The sequence below is a fragment of the Variovorax humicola genome, from assembly GCF_037889915.1.
GTDB lineage: Bacteria > Pseudomonadota > Gammaproteobacteria > Burkholderiales > Burkholderiaceae_C > Variovorax > Variovorax humicola.
The window spans coordinates 40,308-55,836 of sequence record NZ_JBBKZV010000029.1 but is presented as its reverse complement, the minus strand read 5'-3'; the positions used below and the strand labels follow the sequence as shown (position 1 = coordinate 55,836).

Here is a 15,529-nt window from a genome sequence, read left to right as displayed (position 1 = left end):
TGTTCATTTCGGTCGAGGCGGTTTCAGGCCACTGTCCGGTGGCTTGAGGTGGCCGGCTCGAAGCCGCGTCACGGCGTGCGCCACGGCACGCGAGACGTTGCGCACTTCCTTCTGGAAATCGCGATCGGCATCAAGCACGTCGTGGCTGGTCGCGTAGGGCTGGTAGTAGCCGAGATAGCGGTCGAGCCGGGCCTTGGCGCCCGCGTCGATCATGCCGATCCAGTCGAACCAGTCGGTGAGATTGCGGCGCAGTTCCTCCACGCCGGCCACGTCGCCATGCACTACCACGCCGTACACGCGGCCGGCCAGGTGCTTGGGATAGTTCCAGCCATTCATTTCCAGTTCCTTCGCCTCGCTCGCCTTCTTGCCGTGCGTGCTGCTCGGGTCGGGGTTGCCGCCGTCGGCACAGACCAGCCGGTCGATCATGAGCTTGAGCGGACTGGTCGCCTGGTACCAGTGTGTCGGCGTGAACAGGATGACGCCGTGCGCGGAAACCCAGCGCTCGTAGATCTCGTTCATCCAGTCGCCAACCTGGTTCAGCGAATGATTGGGGTAGCAACTGCAAGGCCAATGGCACAGCGGCATCGCGGTGGAGACGCATCCCTTGCACGGATGAATCCTGCGGCCGTATTCGGAGGCTAGAAGGCTCAGGTCGAGCACGTCACACTCGATCTTCGCCTTGTCGAGTTGCGTCTTCGCCAGTTGCACCATGCGATGCGTCTTGGAGTTTTCGCCCGGACAAGTGCCGTCGTTGCGCGGCGAGCCGTTGACGAGCAGTACGCGCGAGGGCGTCGAGGGTTTGGCCCATGCGGCCTGTGCCTTGCGCAACCGGGCGCGGGCCTCGAGCCATTCGACGGAGATCGGGTACTCGGGGTCGGCGAAGCCCGCGCCGCCCTTGCGCGTGACGGGTGCCTTGCGGCTGTCCATGTAGTTGTGCCACGCGATGGCCTCGATCCTCGCGAGCGCTTCGCCCTCCGATGCGAAGTTGGGGTCCCGGAACGACTGCATGAAGCGCTCGTGGAATGCGGCGCGCTGCAAGTGACCGGGCGCCTGGCCTTTGCGAATCTTGATCATCGCGAGGGGGTCTAGAAAAGGCCTGCGCTTTGCGCCGTGTCCAGCATTGAACGTGACAAGTCCGCGAACTGCGCGTTGAGGTCTGTCGACGGGGCTGCCACCAAGGTCGCGGTCCACACCAGGCGGCTGCTGCTCACCTCGGTCACGCGACCATTGGCGGCGAAGCCCGTTGCCCACCCGCCGCCGCCAACCGGAACGCTCAGGCCGATACCCCCGCCTCCGCCGCCCCCGAAGCTGAATCCGCCTATCCCCAGCGAGACACCCGAGCCCGCGCTGGAGGTTGCTGGCGTCAAGGTCATCGTGAAAACAGCCTTGGCGCCCAGCGTCCGGGCGCTGGCCAACAGTTGGCCGTCGAGTTCACGATCGTTGAGCAACACGGTGCCGGCGGGCACCGTCACCGGTGTCGCGCCCCTCGCCAGGACCTCGACGCGTAACTGGTCCTCGCAGGTGCGGCGCAGCGCCACATCGAAGGCATCGCACGCGATAAGGACCTTCTCGCCCCGAAGGAATCGCGACTGGGCACCGATTGCCGGATCCGTCCATTGCGCCTGGCGTTGCGGCGCGGAGGCGCAGCCAGCCAGTCCCAGCATTACGACTCCCGCCAAGGCGACTGATCGAAGGCGAGGCGAAGTTCTCATTCTTGCGAGCCTCGATTTGTCTGGCGTGTCGATTCGAAGGAATACGCACGGATTCGTCGTAGGAACACTTCCTGCGAGCTAACTTCGCAATTAACTGGCGAACGGTCGCTGGCCTGCCTGGCCATTCGCTCGTAGGCGCTGCCGTCGAGCTCGCCGTCAAATTTCTCCGAAGCGAGTTTTCCGGCGGTCAGGCGCGTTGTCCTGGACTTGATGCGGGCTCGGCCGCCAGCTGGAACTTCGGTAATCGAGTAGGCGAAGCTTGTGAAAGGTGCGGCAACAGACCTGCAAGTCATTCGCCTCGTCCATGTAGTCACGAAATGGGTCGCTGGTGCCTTCCCTTCAGCGCGACAAAGCCGTAGTCGAGTGCCTGCTCATAGTCTGCAAAGCGATCCACCGCCTCAGCGATGCATTTGACAGGATGGCCGCTATGGCGTTCTACCAGCTTCCAGGTGAATTCGGTCGGTGTGAGTTGTTGGACGATCACTGCCAATGCTGGAATGGTCCAATGCGGAGCGATGTCGTTGCGTTTCAGTTGAGGCATGCGCCCGAGTAAACAACTTTTTGTTACGGGGGCGAAGTAGGAGAACTTCCATTTCTAACGAGGCTGCGCTACTTGCGAGTGCCCTTGGTTGCCGAGCCAATTTGGGCGACGCGGAATCACGCGGCACAGCCAAGACTCAGGAACATATCGGGTGGCAGAAACTGCTCACAGCGAGTCGCCGAAGCGTTGCATTTCAGGTCTTGCGCATGCAGGTGCTCGCGAATACCTCGGCCTCCCGGACCTTGATCCGGAGGCAGAAGCTGTCCTCATGGCCATGCTTGCGCTTCACGCCGCCGAGGCCGGACGACCTGCCCACGTCGGTGTGCCATTGGCTCTGCGCCCACCGGCATCCTGATCCCTGCCCTCGCGGATTTCGGCGCGGCGAGCGTCAATGCGGTGGCCGAATCCGAAGAGGTGGGCCATAGGCTGGCTGGCAATGCACAAGGCGCAATGGGATCTCGCTGTCTTCGATTTCATCCTGAAGCAAGGCACCGGCGGCAGGCGGGTGCCAATACTCCAACACGCTACGCGTAGGACAACGCCTCGCGCTCGGCTGGGACAACCGCCCAACCCGCCGGAAACATGGCGATCCGAGTAGGCTCATGGTTCGCTATCTGTCACACTTTCCGCTGCCCTCGTCCCTCGGTATGCACAGGCCTGCAGCGAAGTCCAGGACCACCAATCACCATCTCAAAGCCTCCGATGACCCCTGAAAACGCCGTGCTTCAAGAACTGCTGACCGCCAAGCAGGACGAACTTGCCCGCCTGTGGCTCGACGACTTGTCCACTTCGTCGCCGCTGGGCGCCATCGGGGCCGGCGCCACGAGCGATGCCCAGGCCTTGCTCGCCGGGCTGCGCTCCGGCTTCCATGCCGACGCGGACCCCGCGAAGATCGAAGACGCCGGATGGTCCGCGCTGCGCGCGGCACTGGAGTCAGTGTCGAAGTCGCATGCGGCGCAGGGCGCGTCGGCCGGCGAGACCAGTCACTTCGTGCTGGCGTTGAAGAAGGGCTTTTTCAAGGTCCTGCAAGAGCGCCTCGGCCAGGATTCCCAGAAGATGTTCGGCGCGATCTGGACGGTATCCAGCCTGGTCGACCAGATGGCGCAGTGGACCGTCACCACTTACCAGGCCACGCGCGAAGACATCATCCGGCGCCAGCAGGACGAACTGCTCGAGTTGTCGACGCCCGTCGTCAAGCTGTGGGACGGCGTGCTGGCAGTGCCGATGATCGGCACGCTCGACAGCAGCCGTACGCAGCTCGTCATGGAATCGCTGCTGCAGCGCATCGTCGAGACTGGCTCCGAGATTGCCATCATCGACATCACCGGCGTGCCGACCGTCGACACGCTGGTGGCGCAGCACCTGCTCAAGACGGTGACCGCCATCCGCCTGATGGGCGCCGACTGCATCATCAGCGGCGTCCGGCCACAGATCGCGCAGACCATCGTCCACCTCGGCATCGACCTCCAGGGAATCGTCACCAAGGCGTCGCTTGCCGACGCGCTGGCGCTGGCGATCAGGAAGCTCGGCTACACCACAACCCGCAACAGGGTCTGAAGAAGGCAAGCGATGGAACGCATTCCCATTCTGCAGATGGGCAAGTGCCTGCTCGTCACCATCCAGGTCGACCTGCAGGACCGAGTGGCCATGCAACTGCAGGAAGACTTGTCATCCACCGTCGAAAAGACAGGCGCCACCGGCGTGCTCATTGACATCTCCGCGCTGGAAATCGTCGACTCGTTCATCGGCCGCATGCTGGCCAGCATCTCGGGCATCACCAGCGTGCTCGACGCCACCACGGTGGTGGTTGGCATGCAGCCCGCGGTGGCCATCACGCTGGTCGAACTCGGGCTGTCGCTGGAAGGTGTTCGCACCGCACTGAACGTGGAGCGCGGCATGGCCCTTCTTCGCCTGCGCGACGGGGAAGGAAGCGATGACACCAACGCCTGACGGTGCCATGTCGCTTCGCACGGAACACGACATCGTCATGAGCCGGCAGATGGTGCGCAAGCTCACGCAGGAGCTGAAGTTCTCGTTGGTCGACCAGACCAAGATGATCACCGCCGCCAGCGAACTCTCGCGCAACACGGTGGTGTACGGCGGTGGGGGCGAGATGCGCTGGAGCATCGTCACCCACGGCATACGCACCGGCCTGCGCCTGGCATTCGACGACAAGGGGCCCGGCATTCCCGACGTGGACCTTGCGCTGACCGACGGCTGGACCTCGGGTTCGGGCCTCGGCGTCGGGCTCTCGGGCAGCCGCCGTTTGGTCAACGAGTTCGACCTGAAGACCGTGCCCGGCCAGGGCACCTGCGTCACCATCACGCGATGGAAGTGAAGCCGCCATGGGTCCGCACCTCGCCATCCCCGTCGTTGAGCCGAACCAGGTCGGCGAGGCGCGCCGCGCCGCCGCGCGCCTGACCCACGAATTGGGCTTCGACGAGGCCACCTGCGGACGCGCGGCGCTGGTCGTCACCGAACTGGGAACCAACCTCGCTCGCCACGCGAAGGGTGGCGTGATGTTGCTCGGCTGCACGACGAACGGCAAGGGCCGCATTCTCGAGATCATCTCGACCGACCAGGGCCCTGGCATGGCCGACGTCAGGCAAAGCATGGTCGACGGCTACTCGACCGGTGGAAGCCCCGGCACCGGGCTGGGCGCGGTGCGCCGGCTCGCGGCCGACTTCCATGTCTTCTCGGTACCCGCCACCGGCACGGTCATCGTCGCGCGGGTCGGTGCGGCGGCCGATACGGCCGGCGTGGCAGACCACCAGGCGTTCAGCGTGGGCGGCATCTGCCTGTCGGCGCCCGGCGAGACCGTCTGCGGCGACAACTGGTCGGTCCGCCTGCACGGCAACAAGGCGCAGGTGATGGTCGCCGATGGCCTGGGCCACGGGCCGCAGGCGGCCGAAGCATCGCAGGCCGCAAGGCAGGTGTTCGAGACCGCAGCCGGCCCGCCGCACGCGATCCTGGTGCGCGCGCATGGTCTCATGCGATCGACCCGAGGTGCCGCCGTCGCCATTGCCGAACTCGACGCGACAACGGGCTCGCTGCTCTTCGCGGGCGCGGGCAACATCGCGGGGCGCATCATCAGCGGCGTGGACGACCGCAGCCTGATGTCGCAGAACGGCACCCTTGGCGTGCAGGTGCGCAAGCTCGCCGACACGCCTTACGCGTGGCCCGCCCATGCGATCGTCGTGCTTCATTCGGACGGCATCACCACGCGCTGGAACTTCGACGACGCCAAGGGCGTGTTGCAGCAGGACCCGGTGCTCATCGCGGCCTGGCTCCTGCGCGGCAACCGGCGCGGCCGCGATGACGCGACGGTGGTCGTCGTCAGGCGCGCATGGGAGCAGTTCCGATGACCGCCGACGTCGTGCCGGTGACCGACGCCGAACTGGCCAGTCTCGCGGCGAACCAGGCGCAGGAGATCAAGGCGCTTCAGGCCGAGCTCGACGAGACCAACCGCGGCGTGCTCGCGCTCTATGCCGAGCTCGACACGCAAGCGCAGCAACTGCGCCAGGCAACCGAGCTCAAGAGCCGCTTCCTCGCCTACATGAGTCACGAGTTCCGCACGCCGCTGTCCACCTTCCGAAGCCTTGCGCGCCTGTTGCTGGACGAGATCGACGGCCCGCTCACCGTCGAGCAGCGCAAGCAGGTGGAGTTCATCCGCGCCACCTCGGTCGAGTTCTCCGACATGGTGGACGACCTGCTCGACCTGGCCAAGGTCGAGGCCGGCCGCATCGATATCTCGGCCGAATGGTTCGACATGCTCGACCTGTTCTCCGCGTTGCGCGGCATGTTCAAGCCGGTGCTGACCAACCCCGACGTCACGCTGATCTTCGAGGAGCCGCCGCAGTCGATCAAGCTCTTCACCGACGACAAGAAGCTGTCGCAGATCCTGCGCAACTTCATCTCCAACGCGCTGAAATTCACGCTGGCCGGCGAGGTCCGCGTATCGGCGACGCTGGAGGCAGACGACGCGGTGACGTTCTCGGTGAGCGACACCGGCATCGGCGTCGCGCCGGAATTCCACTCGTCGATCTTCGACGACTACGCGCAGATCAACTCGCCCATCCAGAAGCGCCTGCGCGGCACCGGCCTTGGCCTTTCCCTGAGCAAGCGACTCGCGGAGCTGCTGGGCGGCCGTGTCGGCGTGCGCAGCAACCTCGTGCAAGGATCCACGTTCTTTATCACATTGCCCCTGCGACTTCCCGACGACGGCGTCGCGGCCGGGGGCGAGGGGACGACCCCATGAGCGAAGACACACCGGAGTTCCGGCCGATCGACCGGGCCATGCACGAACTGCTGATCGTCGATGACGACCCAGCCACCCGCTACGTCACGGGGCGCATCCTGCAGAGCGCCGGCTTTCGCACGCGCGAGGCGGCCACCGGCACCGATGGCCTGAGGATGGCGGACGACGGCATCTCGGCCATCGTGCTGGACGTCCATTTGCCCGACATCGATGGCTTCGAACTTTGCCGCCGGCTGCGCTTGCGCCCCGAGACCGAGCGCCTGCCCGTGCTGCACCTGACCGCCGCCTACGTGACCGACGAGGACAAGGTGCGCGGGCTCGATTCGGGCGCCGACGCTTACCTGACGCGGCCGGTCGAACCGGCGGTGCTGGTCGCCACGGTGCAGGCGCTGGTGCGCGCTCGCGTCGCCGAGGACGCCATGCGCCGCAGCGAGGCCAAGTTCCGCGCCATCTACGCGCATGCGCTGACCGGCATCGCCCTGCTCGACGACAACGGCCGCCTGATTGACGTCAACCCCGCACTGCTGGCCCTGCTGGGCCGGCCGGTGCAGGAAGTTGCCGGCCGCTTCGTCAGCGAGTTCGTGCCGGCCGATTCGGCCGGGCCGGTCGACGAGTTCATGCGCAGCGCGGGCGAGACGGCACAGCGGCGCGAGTTCCCCGTAGCCCGGCCCGACGGCCGGCTCGTGCATCTGGAGTGGAGCGTATCCCCGCACATCGAACAGCGGGTCAACATGGCGGTGGCGATTGACATTTCCGAACGGGTGATGCTGGAGGAACAACGTCGGCAACTGCTCGACCGCGAGCGTGCTGCACGAGGCGAGGCGGAACAGGTCAGCCGCATGAAGGACGACCTCATCGCCGTGCTTTCGCACGAGTTGCGCGCGCCGCTCAACGTCATCATGGGCTGGGCGCACCTGCTGCAGAAGCGCGGCGCCAGCGACGACATCCTGCGCGGCCTGCGCGCCATCGAGAGCAACGGCCATATCCAGGCCAAGCTGATCACCGACCTGCTCGACATGTCGCGCCTGAACCTCGGCAAGCTGCCGCTGATCTTCGAGGCGGTGGACCCATCCGAGGTGGTGACCAACGTGATCGAGGCGATGCGCCCTGCCATCGACGAAAGCGCGCACGTGCTCAATCTCGAGCTCGCGCCGCCTTATCGGCCCATCTTCGCGGACCATTCGCGGCTGCAGCAGATCCTGTGGAACCTGATCAGCAATGCCATCAAGTTCTCGCCGCGCGGCGGTACGATCACCGTGGGCCTGGCCGAGGCCGAGCAGGGCGTGACGCTCTACGTCCGTGACCAAGGCCAGGGCATCGAGCCGAAGTTCCTGCCGATGGTGTTCGACCGCTTCGCGCAAGGTGATGCCTCGAGCAACCGGAAGCGCGGCGGGCTGGGCCTCGGCCTGTCTATCGTCAAGCAACTGGTCGAGGCCCACGGCGGCACGGTCAGCGCGGAAAGCGAGGGCATCGACCGTGGAACGACGTTCCAGGTCTGGCTGCCGATCTCGACCGCCGCGCCGAGCAGCGACGCCGGCGACGACGACACCGTTCCGGATGCGACGGCCCACGAGAAGACCTCGCTCAATGGCATCAGCCTGCTGATCGTCGACGACGACATGGAGTCCAACGCGATGCTGCAGATGATCCTGTCAGACCGCGGGGCACACGTGACCACGGCCTTCAGCTGTGATGCGGCGCTGGAACTGCTGGACACCGTGACGCCCGACGTGCTGGTCAGCGACATCGGCATGCCCGGCAAGGACGGCTACACGCTGATCCGCGAGATCCGCAAGCGCGAAGCGGCAAGCGGCCAGCACCTGCAGGCCATCGCACTGACTGCCTTCGCACGCGAACGCGACCAGCGCCAGGCGCTGGAAGCCGGCTTCGACGCCCACTGCGCCAAGCCGCTGCAGCCGCTGAAGTTGCTGTGGCAGATTCAGCAGGTGCTCGGCCGGTCGCCGCAGCAAACGGTGCCGGGCGGGTCGTGAATCGTCTCGTGCAGGAGGCCTTGCACGCTGCGACGGTAACCAAGGCGAGCCCGCTCGTGCCGACGGCCCGCCACTCAACGGCTCCCTGATGGCCTTGCCTGGATGCAGGCTGCCTCACGGGAATTGACAGCTTCTTCATCGCGACTTCGATAGGCGCACCAACCCGCGAAGAACTTCGGCTGCGTCCTACTCAGGCTGCCTCAGACCCGCAGTGAAATGTGAATTTTTCACATTGGAGGTCTTATGGAGAGAGCATCGGACGTGGATGATGACAGCGAGTTTTGGGGACGCCCAAGCGCAAGGCAGGCTCTGGAGTTGGAACGCCAAGTCCGCAGGGAGCGCTACGCCGCAGATTGGCGCCGAAACCTTCTGGGCCTCCTTGTCGCGGTGGTGATCGCCGCCGGCGCCTTCGTTCTTTGGCATCAGTGAACTCGTTGGAGCACGCAGGAAAGCGCACCGCGGGCGTGCCGATGATGCTGCGCATCAGGACTTGAACAGCCGCTCGAACCATTTCCTGGGCTGCTTCGCTTTCTCTTCCTGCCGAACGGCATCGTGCGCCCGCAACTCGATGCCATGGGCGATCTGGCCCAGGGTTTCGAAGATCATTCTTCGGGCTTCCAGCCGAACGCCCCCGAGACGATGGAAGGCAATCACGACGCGGCTGGCCTGAAGCGAATCGCCCCCAAGGTCAAAAAAGTTGTCACGGCGCGCGATGGCGTCGCGCTCCACGCCGAGGACCTCGCTCCAGACTCCCGCCAAGGCCATCTCTGCGGGTGAGGACGGCGCGTCGTCGGCACCCAGGTTGATGCGCGATTCGACGCGCGGTACAGGCAACGCCTGCCTGTCGATCTTCCCGTTTGGCAGAAGCGGCATCGCCTGCAGCTCGACGTAGTGTTGCGGCAGCATGTAGTCGGGCAAGCTGACGCGCAGGTGGTCCTTGAAGTCAGGCCCTGCGGGCGCGCCGTCGCGCAAGACGAGGTAGGCCACGAGGCGGGTTTCGCCCGGACGGTCTTCGCGCGCGACGACCAGGCATTGGGAGATGCCGGGGTGCAAGAGCAGGCACGATTCAATTTCTCCGAGCTCGATCCTGTGTCCACGCACCTTCACCTGGAAATCCAGCCGACCCTGGTGTTCGAGCAGGCCGTCGTGGCGCCAGCGTCCGCGGTCCCCGGTCTTATACAAGCGCGCGCGCGGATCGTCGCTGAACGGATCGGGGATAAAGCGCTCTGCACTCAGCTCGGGGCGGTGCAGATAGCCCAAAGTCACGCCGTCACCACCAATGAAGATTTCCCCCGACACGCCCGTCGGGCAACGGCTTCCCTGGGCATCGAGCACGTGAATGCGCGTGTTCGCGATCGGACGGCCGATCGAGATCGTCTGCGGCGCCGGCGGGACTTTCCAGCAGGTCGACCAGACCGTGGTTTCTGTCGGGCCGTAGAGATTCCAGAGTTCTCCGGCTCGCGCCAGGATCTGTTGGGCGATGTGCGGGCTGAGACTCTCGCCCCCGACCAAGGCCTTGAAGGAAGGCGACCCGTTCCAGCCGGCGTCGATCAGCATGCGCCACGTCGCGGGCGTTGCTTGCATTACCGTCGCGCGCGCCTGATCGATCAGGACCCGCAGCGCCTCGCCGTCCACCGATTGTGCGCGGCTCGCGAGAACGACGGTCGCGCCGGCCAGTAGCGGCAGGAGCAGTTCGAGCACTGCGATGTCGAAGCTCAGCGTCGTGACTGCTACCAGCACATCTTCCTGTCCCAGCCCGGGTTCGCGTTGCATCGATAGCAGGAAGTTCACGACAGCCCGATGCGGCACCACCACGCCCTTGGGCTTGCCGGTCGAGCCGGAGGTGTAGATGACGTAGGCCGGGTCCGTGGGTCGCGCGTCGCATTCCTCATCGGGCGACAGTGCGGTCTGGGGCTGCGCCATCAACGCCTCGTGCGCCCGATCCACCAGCAGGATCGGTACGGCGAGGTCCTGCCACAGGGCCGCGAGATCCTGTTCGGTCAACAGCAGCGTCAGCGCCGCGTCCCGGGCCATGTCGTGCAGCCGTTGCGATGGGTAGGCCGGGTCCAGCGGCACATAGGCGCCGCCTGCTTGCAGGATAGCGAGTTGCGCAACCACCATGGCCGCTGTGCGCTGCACGCAGAGGCCGACCAGGCACCCTCTTCGCACGCCGCGGGCGCGCAGCAACCACGCCAGCCGATCCACGCGCGACCAGAGCTCGGGATAGCCCAGCGCCTCGCCCGGAAGCTGCATGACGGCCGTGCCGGGAGCCTGGCGCCGGGCACCCAGAAGACCATGGACGGTGAGATCGCGTGGGTAGGGGCAATCGGTCTGGTTCCATGCAGCGAGCCGCGCGAACTCTTCGGGGCTGGCTACCGCATGGTCGCGCAAGGGCCGGTCCGGCTGCTGGATGAAACTCTCCAGCAGATGCATGTAGTTGTCCATCATCGCCTGCGCGGTCGCAGGCGCGAAGAGCTCGGTCGAATACCCCAGGGCCAATGCATGCTCGACCTCGGTGTCGATCGTCAAAGACAGATCGAACTGCGTGGCATGCAGGTTCAATGGCACGAAGTCCACCTCGAGGCCTTCGAATTGCGGAATCTTCCGGGGCGTGTTCACTACATTGAACATCACACGCACGTTGGGCGCCTGGGCCCCCGACTCCTGCTGGCGCAGCCGATCCATCAGATAGTCGAACGGAATGTCCTGATGGGTGAAGGCGGACAGGCAGGTTTCGCGCACCTGCTTCGTCAACTCCGTGAAGCTTTGGGTCGGCCGGATCTGGCTGCGCAACGCCAGCGTGTTGACCAGCGAGCCGACCACCTCTTCGGACTCGATTCGCATACGCCCGGCGATGGGCGTGCCAACCACGATGTCCTCCTGGCCGCAATAGCGCGCAAGCAAGGCCTGGAAAGCCGCCAGGAGTGTCATGAACGGCGTCAGGCCGAGGGCGCCGCTGAAGCGTTGGATGTCGGCCAGCCAGCCCTGTGGGAATTGCCGTCGAACGCGGTCACCCCGGCTGCCGACGCGCTGCGCCACTGCGGTGTCCGAGCTGAGGTTCAACGGGGCCATGCCCGCGAGCTGACCCAGCCAGTAGTGAGTCTGGCGCGTGAGGAGTCGGTCGTCGATGTGCTTTCGCTGCCAGCTCGCGTAGTCGGCGAAGTCGAGCTCGCGAGGCGGCAGGGACGCCGCACGTCCTCTCAGTTCCGCGCCGTACAGTTCCTGCAGATCCCGCAGGAGGATGCCCCACGACCAGTCGTCGCCGATGATGTGATGCATCACGAGCGCGAGGACATGGTCGCTCGCGTCGAGGTGCAGCAGGATGAATCGATGAAGAGGACCGGAAGCCAGGTCGAAGGGCTCTGATGCAATGCGCTCGGCCTGCCTGTGGAATTCGCGCTCCCGATCGGCCAAGGGCGTCTCCGACAGGTCGAGTTCGATCAGGTCGGACGGCCGTACCTCGCCGATGACGACCCTGGGTTCGACGTCTGCGAATCGAAAGGTCGAGCGAAATGCCTCGTGCCTGGCGACGAGGTGGTCCAGCGCCCCGCGCAATGCGGTCTTGTTCAGTGGGCCGCGCAGACGCATCGCGTCGCGCATGTTGTAGGCGGCGCCCCCGGGGTCCATCTGATTCAGCACCCACATGCGCCGCTGCGAGAATGACACGGGCAGCGACCCTGATCGCGGCACCCGCTCGATGGGCGCCAGTTCGGCCGCTTCGTCGACATCCAGCTCCGACGCCGACCTGCCGATCTCCTGGGCCAGATCCTCGATCGTCGGGCGCTCGAACATCTGGCGCAAGGGCAACTCGACCCGAAGGGTGGAACGGATGCGCGAGACGATCTGCGTAGCCAGCAGCGAATGCCCGCCGAGATCGAAGAAATTCGCGCGCACGCCGAAGCCTGACTTGCCCAGCACGGCGCTCCAGATGTCCAGCAAGGTCGACTCGATCGGTGATCGCGGCGCAAGCTGATGCAACGCGGCCCCGTCACTGTCAGGGCCGGGAAGCCGGCGGCGATCGAGTTTCCCGCTGGCCAGTCGTGGCAGTTCCGGAAGGAACATGAAGATGCCCGGAATCATGTAGTCGGGCAGCCGGGTCTTCAAAGCCTGCCGCATGGATCGCGCATCGGCCGCGCCCTTCGGGACGACGTACGCGACCAGTTCCTTTCGGTTGGGGCCGAGGTCGCGCAAGACGACTGCGCTCGCCTGCACTTGATGGCAAGCGGCCAGTGCGGACTCGATCTCCCCGAGCTCGATGCGAAAGCCACGCAGCTTGACCTGGTCGTCGTTGCGCCCGATGAACTCCACCACCCCATCGGGCAACCAGCGCGCCGAGTCACCGGTGCGATAGAGGGGCTCGCCGGGTCGGAACGGATTCGTCAGGAAGCGGTCGGCGCTGAGTTCCGGGCGATTCAGGTAGCCGCGCCCCACGCCGAGCCCGCCGACATACAGCTCGCCAGCGACATTGACGGGTTGCGGCTGGAAGTGGGCATCGAGCACATAGAGCTGGACATTGGCGATGGGACGACCGATGGGGACGATCGGGCGATCCGGTGGTTCCGCGGTGATCTCGTACCAGGCGCTGTCCACGCTCGCTTCGGTGGGACCATAGAAATTGCCGAGCCTGACGCCCGGAAGCCTTTGCCGAAACGCCAACGCAAGTGCGCGATCCAGTGGTTCGCCGCCACTCAACACATAGCGAAGGCTCGGGCAGTCCACCTCGGTCAATTCGTCCAGCATCACACGCAGTTCGGAAGGAACGAACTGGACCACGCTGATGTCGTTCTCCCGGATCGCCGCGGCCAGCAGCCGCATGTCTTCATGAACATCGGGTTGTGCGATCACGAGCGTCGCACCGCAGCACAGCGGCGAGAGGAACTCCCACAGCGACGCGTCGAAGCTGACCGAAGTCTTCTGCAGGACCCGGTCGCCGGAAGTCAGCCCCAGTGCTTCGTTCATCCAGAGCACATGGTTGCTCAAGCCGCGGTGCTTCAACTGTGCGGCCTTTGGCGTGCCGGTCGAACCCGAGGTGTAGATCAGGTAGGCCAGATGATCCTGGCGTGTCAGTTCAGGCAAATCGGCCGGGGGTTCGACAGGCAGCGGTCCGCCATCGTCCAGAACCATGAGGTACCTTGTCGCCGGCGAAGTCCAGATCGCCCGCAGGCGATCCAGGAGCACCGATTGGGCCAGGACCACGGCCGGCTTCGAATCCTCCAGCATGGCGTGCAGCCGTTCGCTCGGGTGCTTGGGGTCCAACGGAAGCAGGGCGCCGCCTGCCTTCAAGATGCCCAGCAGGGCGACCGCCATGCCGGCGCAGCGCTTCATGCAGAGACCGACCGTCAATTCGGGCCCGACGCCCAGTGCGCGGAGATTCCGCGCGAGGCGATCCGACAGCAGATCGAGTTCCCGGTAGCTCGTGCAGCGCGTTCCGAAACGCAACGCGACCGCATCGGGCATCTCCCTCGCCTTCGCGCGAAAGATCGAATGCACCGGCACGTCGCGGTCAACCGCGGGGAGCTGCTGGTTCCACTCGAACAGCACTCGTTGCCGCTCGACTGCGTTCATCAGCGGTAGTCGATCCAGTGCGCCATCGGGTTCGGCAACAATGCCCTGGAGCAGCGTGATGAAGTGGCCCGCCATCTGCGCGACCGTGCGTGCCTCGAACAGGTCGGTGCGGTATTCAAACAGGGCCTCGAACCTGCCGTCCGATTCGACGATGACCAGGGATAGGTCGAATTTCGAAGTCTCGGTGCGGACGCACAAGTCTTCGCTGGCCAAGCCGCCCAGATCGAGGACACGGTGGGGGAAGTTCTCCAGTGCGAACGAGACCTGATAGAGCGGATTGCGGCTGGGATCGCGCTCCGGATTCAGCTCCGCGACCAGCCTGTCGAAGGGCATGTCCTGGTGGGCAAGCGCCGCCAGCGTGGTCTGGCGCACGCTCTCCAGCAGCACGTTGAATCCAGCCTGGACTTCAAGGTGATTGCGCATGACCACCGTGTTGGCGAAATAGCCCACCATGTCGCGCAGGCGGGCATCATGCCGTGCCGCCAGGGGGACGCCAACAGCGACGTCGGTCTGGCCGGTGTAGCGCATCAGGAGCACGTTGAAGGCTGCAAGAAACCCCATGAATGGCGTAGCGTCCCGCCGCGCCACGAGCTTGCGCCATGCAGCGCCGAGCATCGGGTCAATGCCCACAGCGAGCGTTTTTCCGGCATGAGCCGCCTGTGGCGGCCGTGGTTTGTCCGTGGGCAAGTTCAGGATCTGCAACTCGCGCAGGTTGTCGCGCCAATGCGCGGCATGTGACTGAAGGCCCTCGCGTTCGAAACGCTGGCGCTGCCACGTCGCGTAGTCGGCGAATGACAGTTGCGGCGCGGCCCATTCGACGTCCTCGCCGCCTCGCGCGTAGAACTGGGCGAGTTCGCGCTTGACGACACTCATGGACCAGCCATCGGCCACGATGTGATGCACGACCAGTACAAGCACATGATCCTGGGGCGCGATGCATAACAATTCCGCGCGCAGCAGTGGCGCGCTGGACAGATCGAAGGGCCGGGCAATCGTGGCCGCCACGTGCTCGCGAAGCGCTGTCTCCGTCGCATCCGCCGGGGCGAGCTGCACGCGCTTCAGCTTGAACCGTTGCAGCGCCAGTGGCACGGGGATGACCCTCTGCACAGGCGCCCGCTCTGCGGCATGAAACTCCGCGCGCAAGCTGTCGTGGCGCGCAAGCAGCCATTGCAGGGCGCGCTCGATCAGTTCGGCGTCCAAGGGGCCGCGGTAGCGCGTCGCTGAATGAATGTTGTAGGCCACGCCTCCGCTGGCCATCTGATCCACGAACCACAACCCCTCCTGCGGGAACGACAGGGGAGTGCCATCGGTCGTCCCGGAACTCGCGAGCGTGCCCGCTGCGGCACGTTGCTGAAGCTTGCGAGCGAGGATGCGCCGTCGTGCTTCCGGACTGGTTGGAATCGAATGTTCCGGAGAGGTCACGTTCGGGACTGCATTCATCAGAGTACCTATTTGAGTTTTG

11 protein-coding genes are annotated in these 15,529 nt (G+C 65.3%); 6 read left to right on the top strand and 5 right to left on the bottom strand.

Translation table 11 applies throughout. The features are described from left to right. Nucleotides 1-3 precede the first annotated feature (3 nt). From WKW80_RS29445 to WKW80_RS29430, 4 genes are all read right to left on the bottom strand, one after another. Nucleotides 4-1,074, bottom strand: a complete 1,071-nt coding sequence (locus WKW80_RS29445; protein ID WP_340367144.1) for a flavodoxin family protein — start codon at nt 1,072-1,074, stop codon at nt 4-6. A gap of 11 nt (nt 1,075-1,085) precedes the next feature. Beyond that, nucleotides 1,086-1,664: a hypothetical protein gene (locus WKW80_RS29440; RefSeq protein WP_340367143.1), complete on the bottom strand. Its 579-nt coding sequence runs from the start codon at nt 1,662-1,664 to the stop codon at nt 1,086-1,088. Nucleotides 1,665-2,022: 358 nt separating this feature from the next. Beyond that, complete coding sequence (locus tag WKW80_RS29435) at nt 2,023-2,253, bottom strand: hypothetical protein (RefSeq protein WP_340367142.1); 231 nt, start codon at nt 2,251-2,253, stop codon at nt 2,023-2,025. A gap of 193 nt (nt 2,254-2,446) precedes the next feature. Then, entirely contained in the window at nt 2,447-2,569 is a 123-nt protein-coding gene (locus WKW80_RS29430) for a hypothetical protein (protein ID WP_340367141.1), read from the bottom strand. A gap of 386 nt (nt 2,570-2,955) precedes the next feature. Between WKW80_RS29430 and WKW80_RS29425 the strand changes: the two genes are divergently transcribed. Genes WKW80_RS29425 through WKW80_RS29400 form a run of 6 tightly spaced genes read left to right on the top strand, consistent with a single transcriptional unit; the run spans nt 2,956 to nt 8,502 of the window. After that, the gene (locus WKW80_RS29425) at nt 2,956-3,810 is read left to right on the top strand and encodes an STAS domain-containing protein (RefSeq protein ID WP_340367140.1); all 855 of its coding nucleotides are present in this window, start codon (nt 2,956-2,958) and stop codon (nt 3,808-3,810) included. A gap of 12 nt (nt 3,811-3,822) precedes the next feature. Continuing rightward, nucleotides 3,823-4,203: an STAS domain-containing protein gene (locus WKW80_RS29420; RefSeq protein ID WP_340367139.1), complete on the top strand. Its 381-nt coding sequence runs from the start codon at nt 3,823-3,825 to the stop codon at nt 4,201-4,203. Nucleotides 4,204-4,210: 7 nt separating this feature from the next. Further along, a complete protein-coding gene (locus tag WKW80_RS29415; protein WP_340367138.1) occupies nt 4,211-4,591 on the top strand; it encodes an anti-sigma regulatory factor in 381 nt (126 codons plus the stop codon). 7 nt (nt 4,592-4,598) lie between these two features. Beyond that, entirely contained in the window at nt 4,599-5,618 is a 1,020-nt protein-coding gene (locus tag WKW80_RS29410) for a SpoIIE family protein phosphatase (protein WP_340367137.1), read from the top strand. Next, entirely contained in the window at nt 5,615-6,511 is an 897-nt protein-coding gene (locus WKW80_RS29405) for a sensor histidine kinase (protein ID WP_340367136.1), read from the top strand. Before WKW80_RS29410 ends, WKW80_RS29405 begins: the two co-directional genes overlap by 4 nt. Then, nucleotides 6,508-8,502 carry a hybrid sensor histidine kinase/response regulator gene (locus WKW80_RS29400; RefSeq protein ID WP_340367135.1) on the top strand — a complete coding sequence of 665 codons (1,995 nt, stop codon included), beginning with the start codon at nt 6,508-6,510 and terminating at the stop codon, nt 8,500-8,502. The genes WKW80_RS29405 and WKW80_RS29400 overlap by 4 nt, the downstream gene beginning before the upstream one ends. 483 nt (nt 8,503-8,985) lie before the next feature. Here WKW80_RS29400 and WKW80_RS29395 read toward each other — a convergent pair whose 3' ends face one another. Further along, nucleotides 8,986-15,507, bottom strand: coding sequence for an amino acid adenylation domain-containing protein (locus WKW80_RS29395; RefSeq protein WP_340367133.1), 6,522 nt, complete (start codon nt 15,505-15,507; stop codon nt 8,986-8,988). Nucleotides 15,508-15,529 lie beyond the last annotated feature (22 nt).

What these genes read in the sequence shown, in the direction of transcription:
- WKW80_RS29445 (WP_340367144.1), bottom strand. Translation starts at nt 1,074, where the DNA reads ATGATCAAGATTCGCAAAGGCCAGGCGCCCGGTCACTTGCAGCGCGCC.
- WKW80_RS29440 (WP_340367143.1), bottom strand. Translation starts at nt 1,664, where the DNA reads ATGCTGGGACTGGCTGGCTGCGCCTCCGCGCCGCAACGCCAGGCGCAA.
- WKW80_RS29435 (WP_340367142.1), bottom strand. Translation starts at nt 2,253, where the DNA reads ATGCCTCAACTGAAACGCAACGACATCGCTCCGCATTGGACCATTCCA.
- WKW80_RS29425 (WP_340367140.1), top strand. Translation starts at nt 2,956, where the DNA reads ATGACCCCTGAAAACGCCGTGCTTCAAGAACTGCTGACCGCCAAGCAG.
- WKW80_RS29420 (WP_340367139.1), top strand. Translation starts at nt 3,823, where the DNA reads ATGGAACGCATTCCCATTCTGCAGATGGGCAAGTGCCTGCTCGTCACC.
- WKW80_RS29415 (WP_340367138.1), top strand. Translation starts at nt 4,211, where the DNA reads ATGTCGCTTCGCACGGAACACGACATCGTCATGAGCCGGCAGATGGTG.
- WKW80_RS29410 (WP_340367137.1), top strand. Translation starts at nt 4,599, where the DNA reads ATGGGTCCGCACCTCGCCATCCCCGTCGTTGAGCCGAACCAGGTCGGC.
- WKW80_RS29405 (WP_340367136.1), top strand. Translation starts at nt 5,615, where the DNA reads ATGACCGCCGACGTCGTGCCGGTGACCGACGCCGAACTGGCCAGTCTC.
- WKW80_RS29400 (WP_340367135.1), top strand. Translation starts at nt 6,508, where the DNA reads ATGAGCGAAGACACACCGGAGTTCCGGCCGATCGACCGGGCCATGCAC.
- WKW80_RS29395 (WP_340367133.1), bottom strand. Translation starts at nt 15,507, where the DNA reads ATGAATGCAGTCCCGAACGTGACCTCTCCGGAACATTCGATTCCAACC.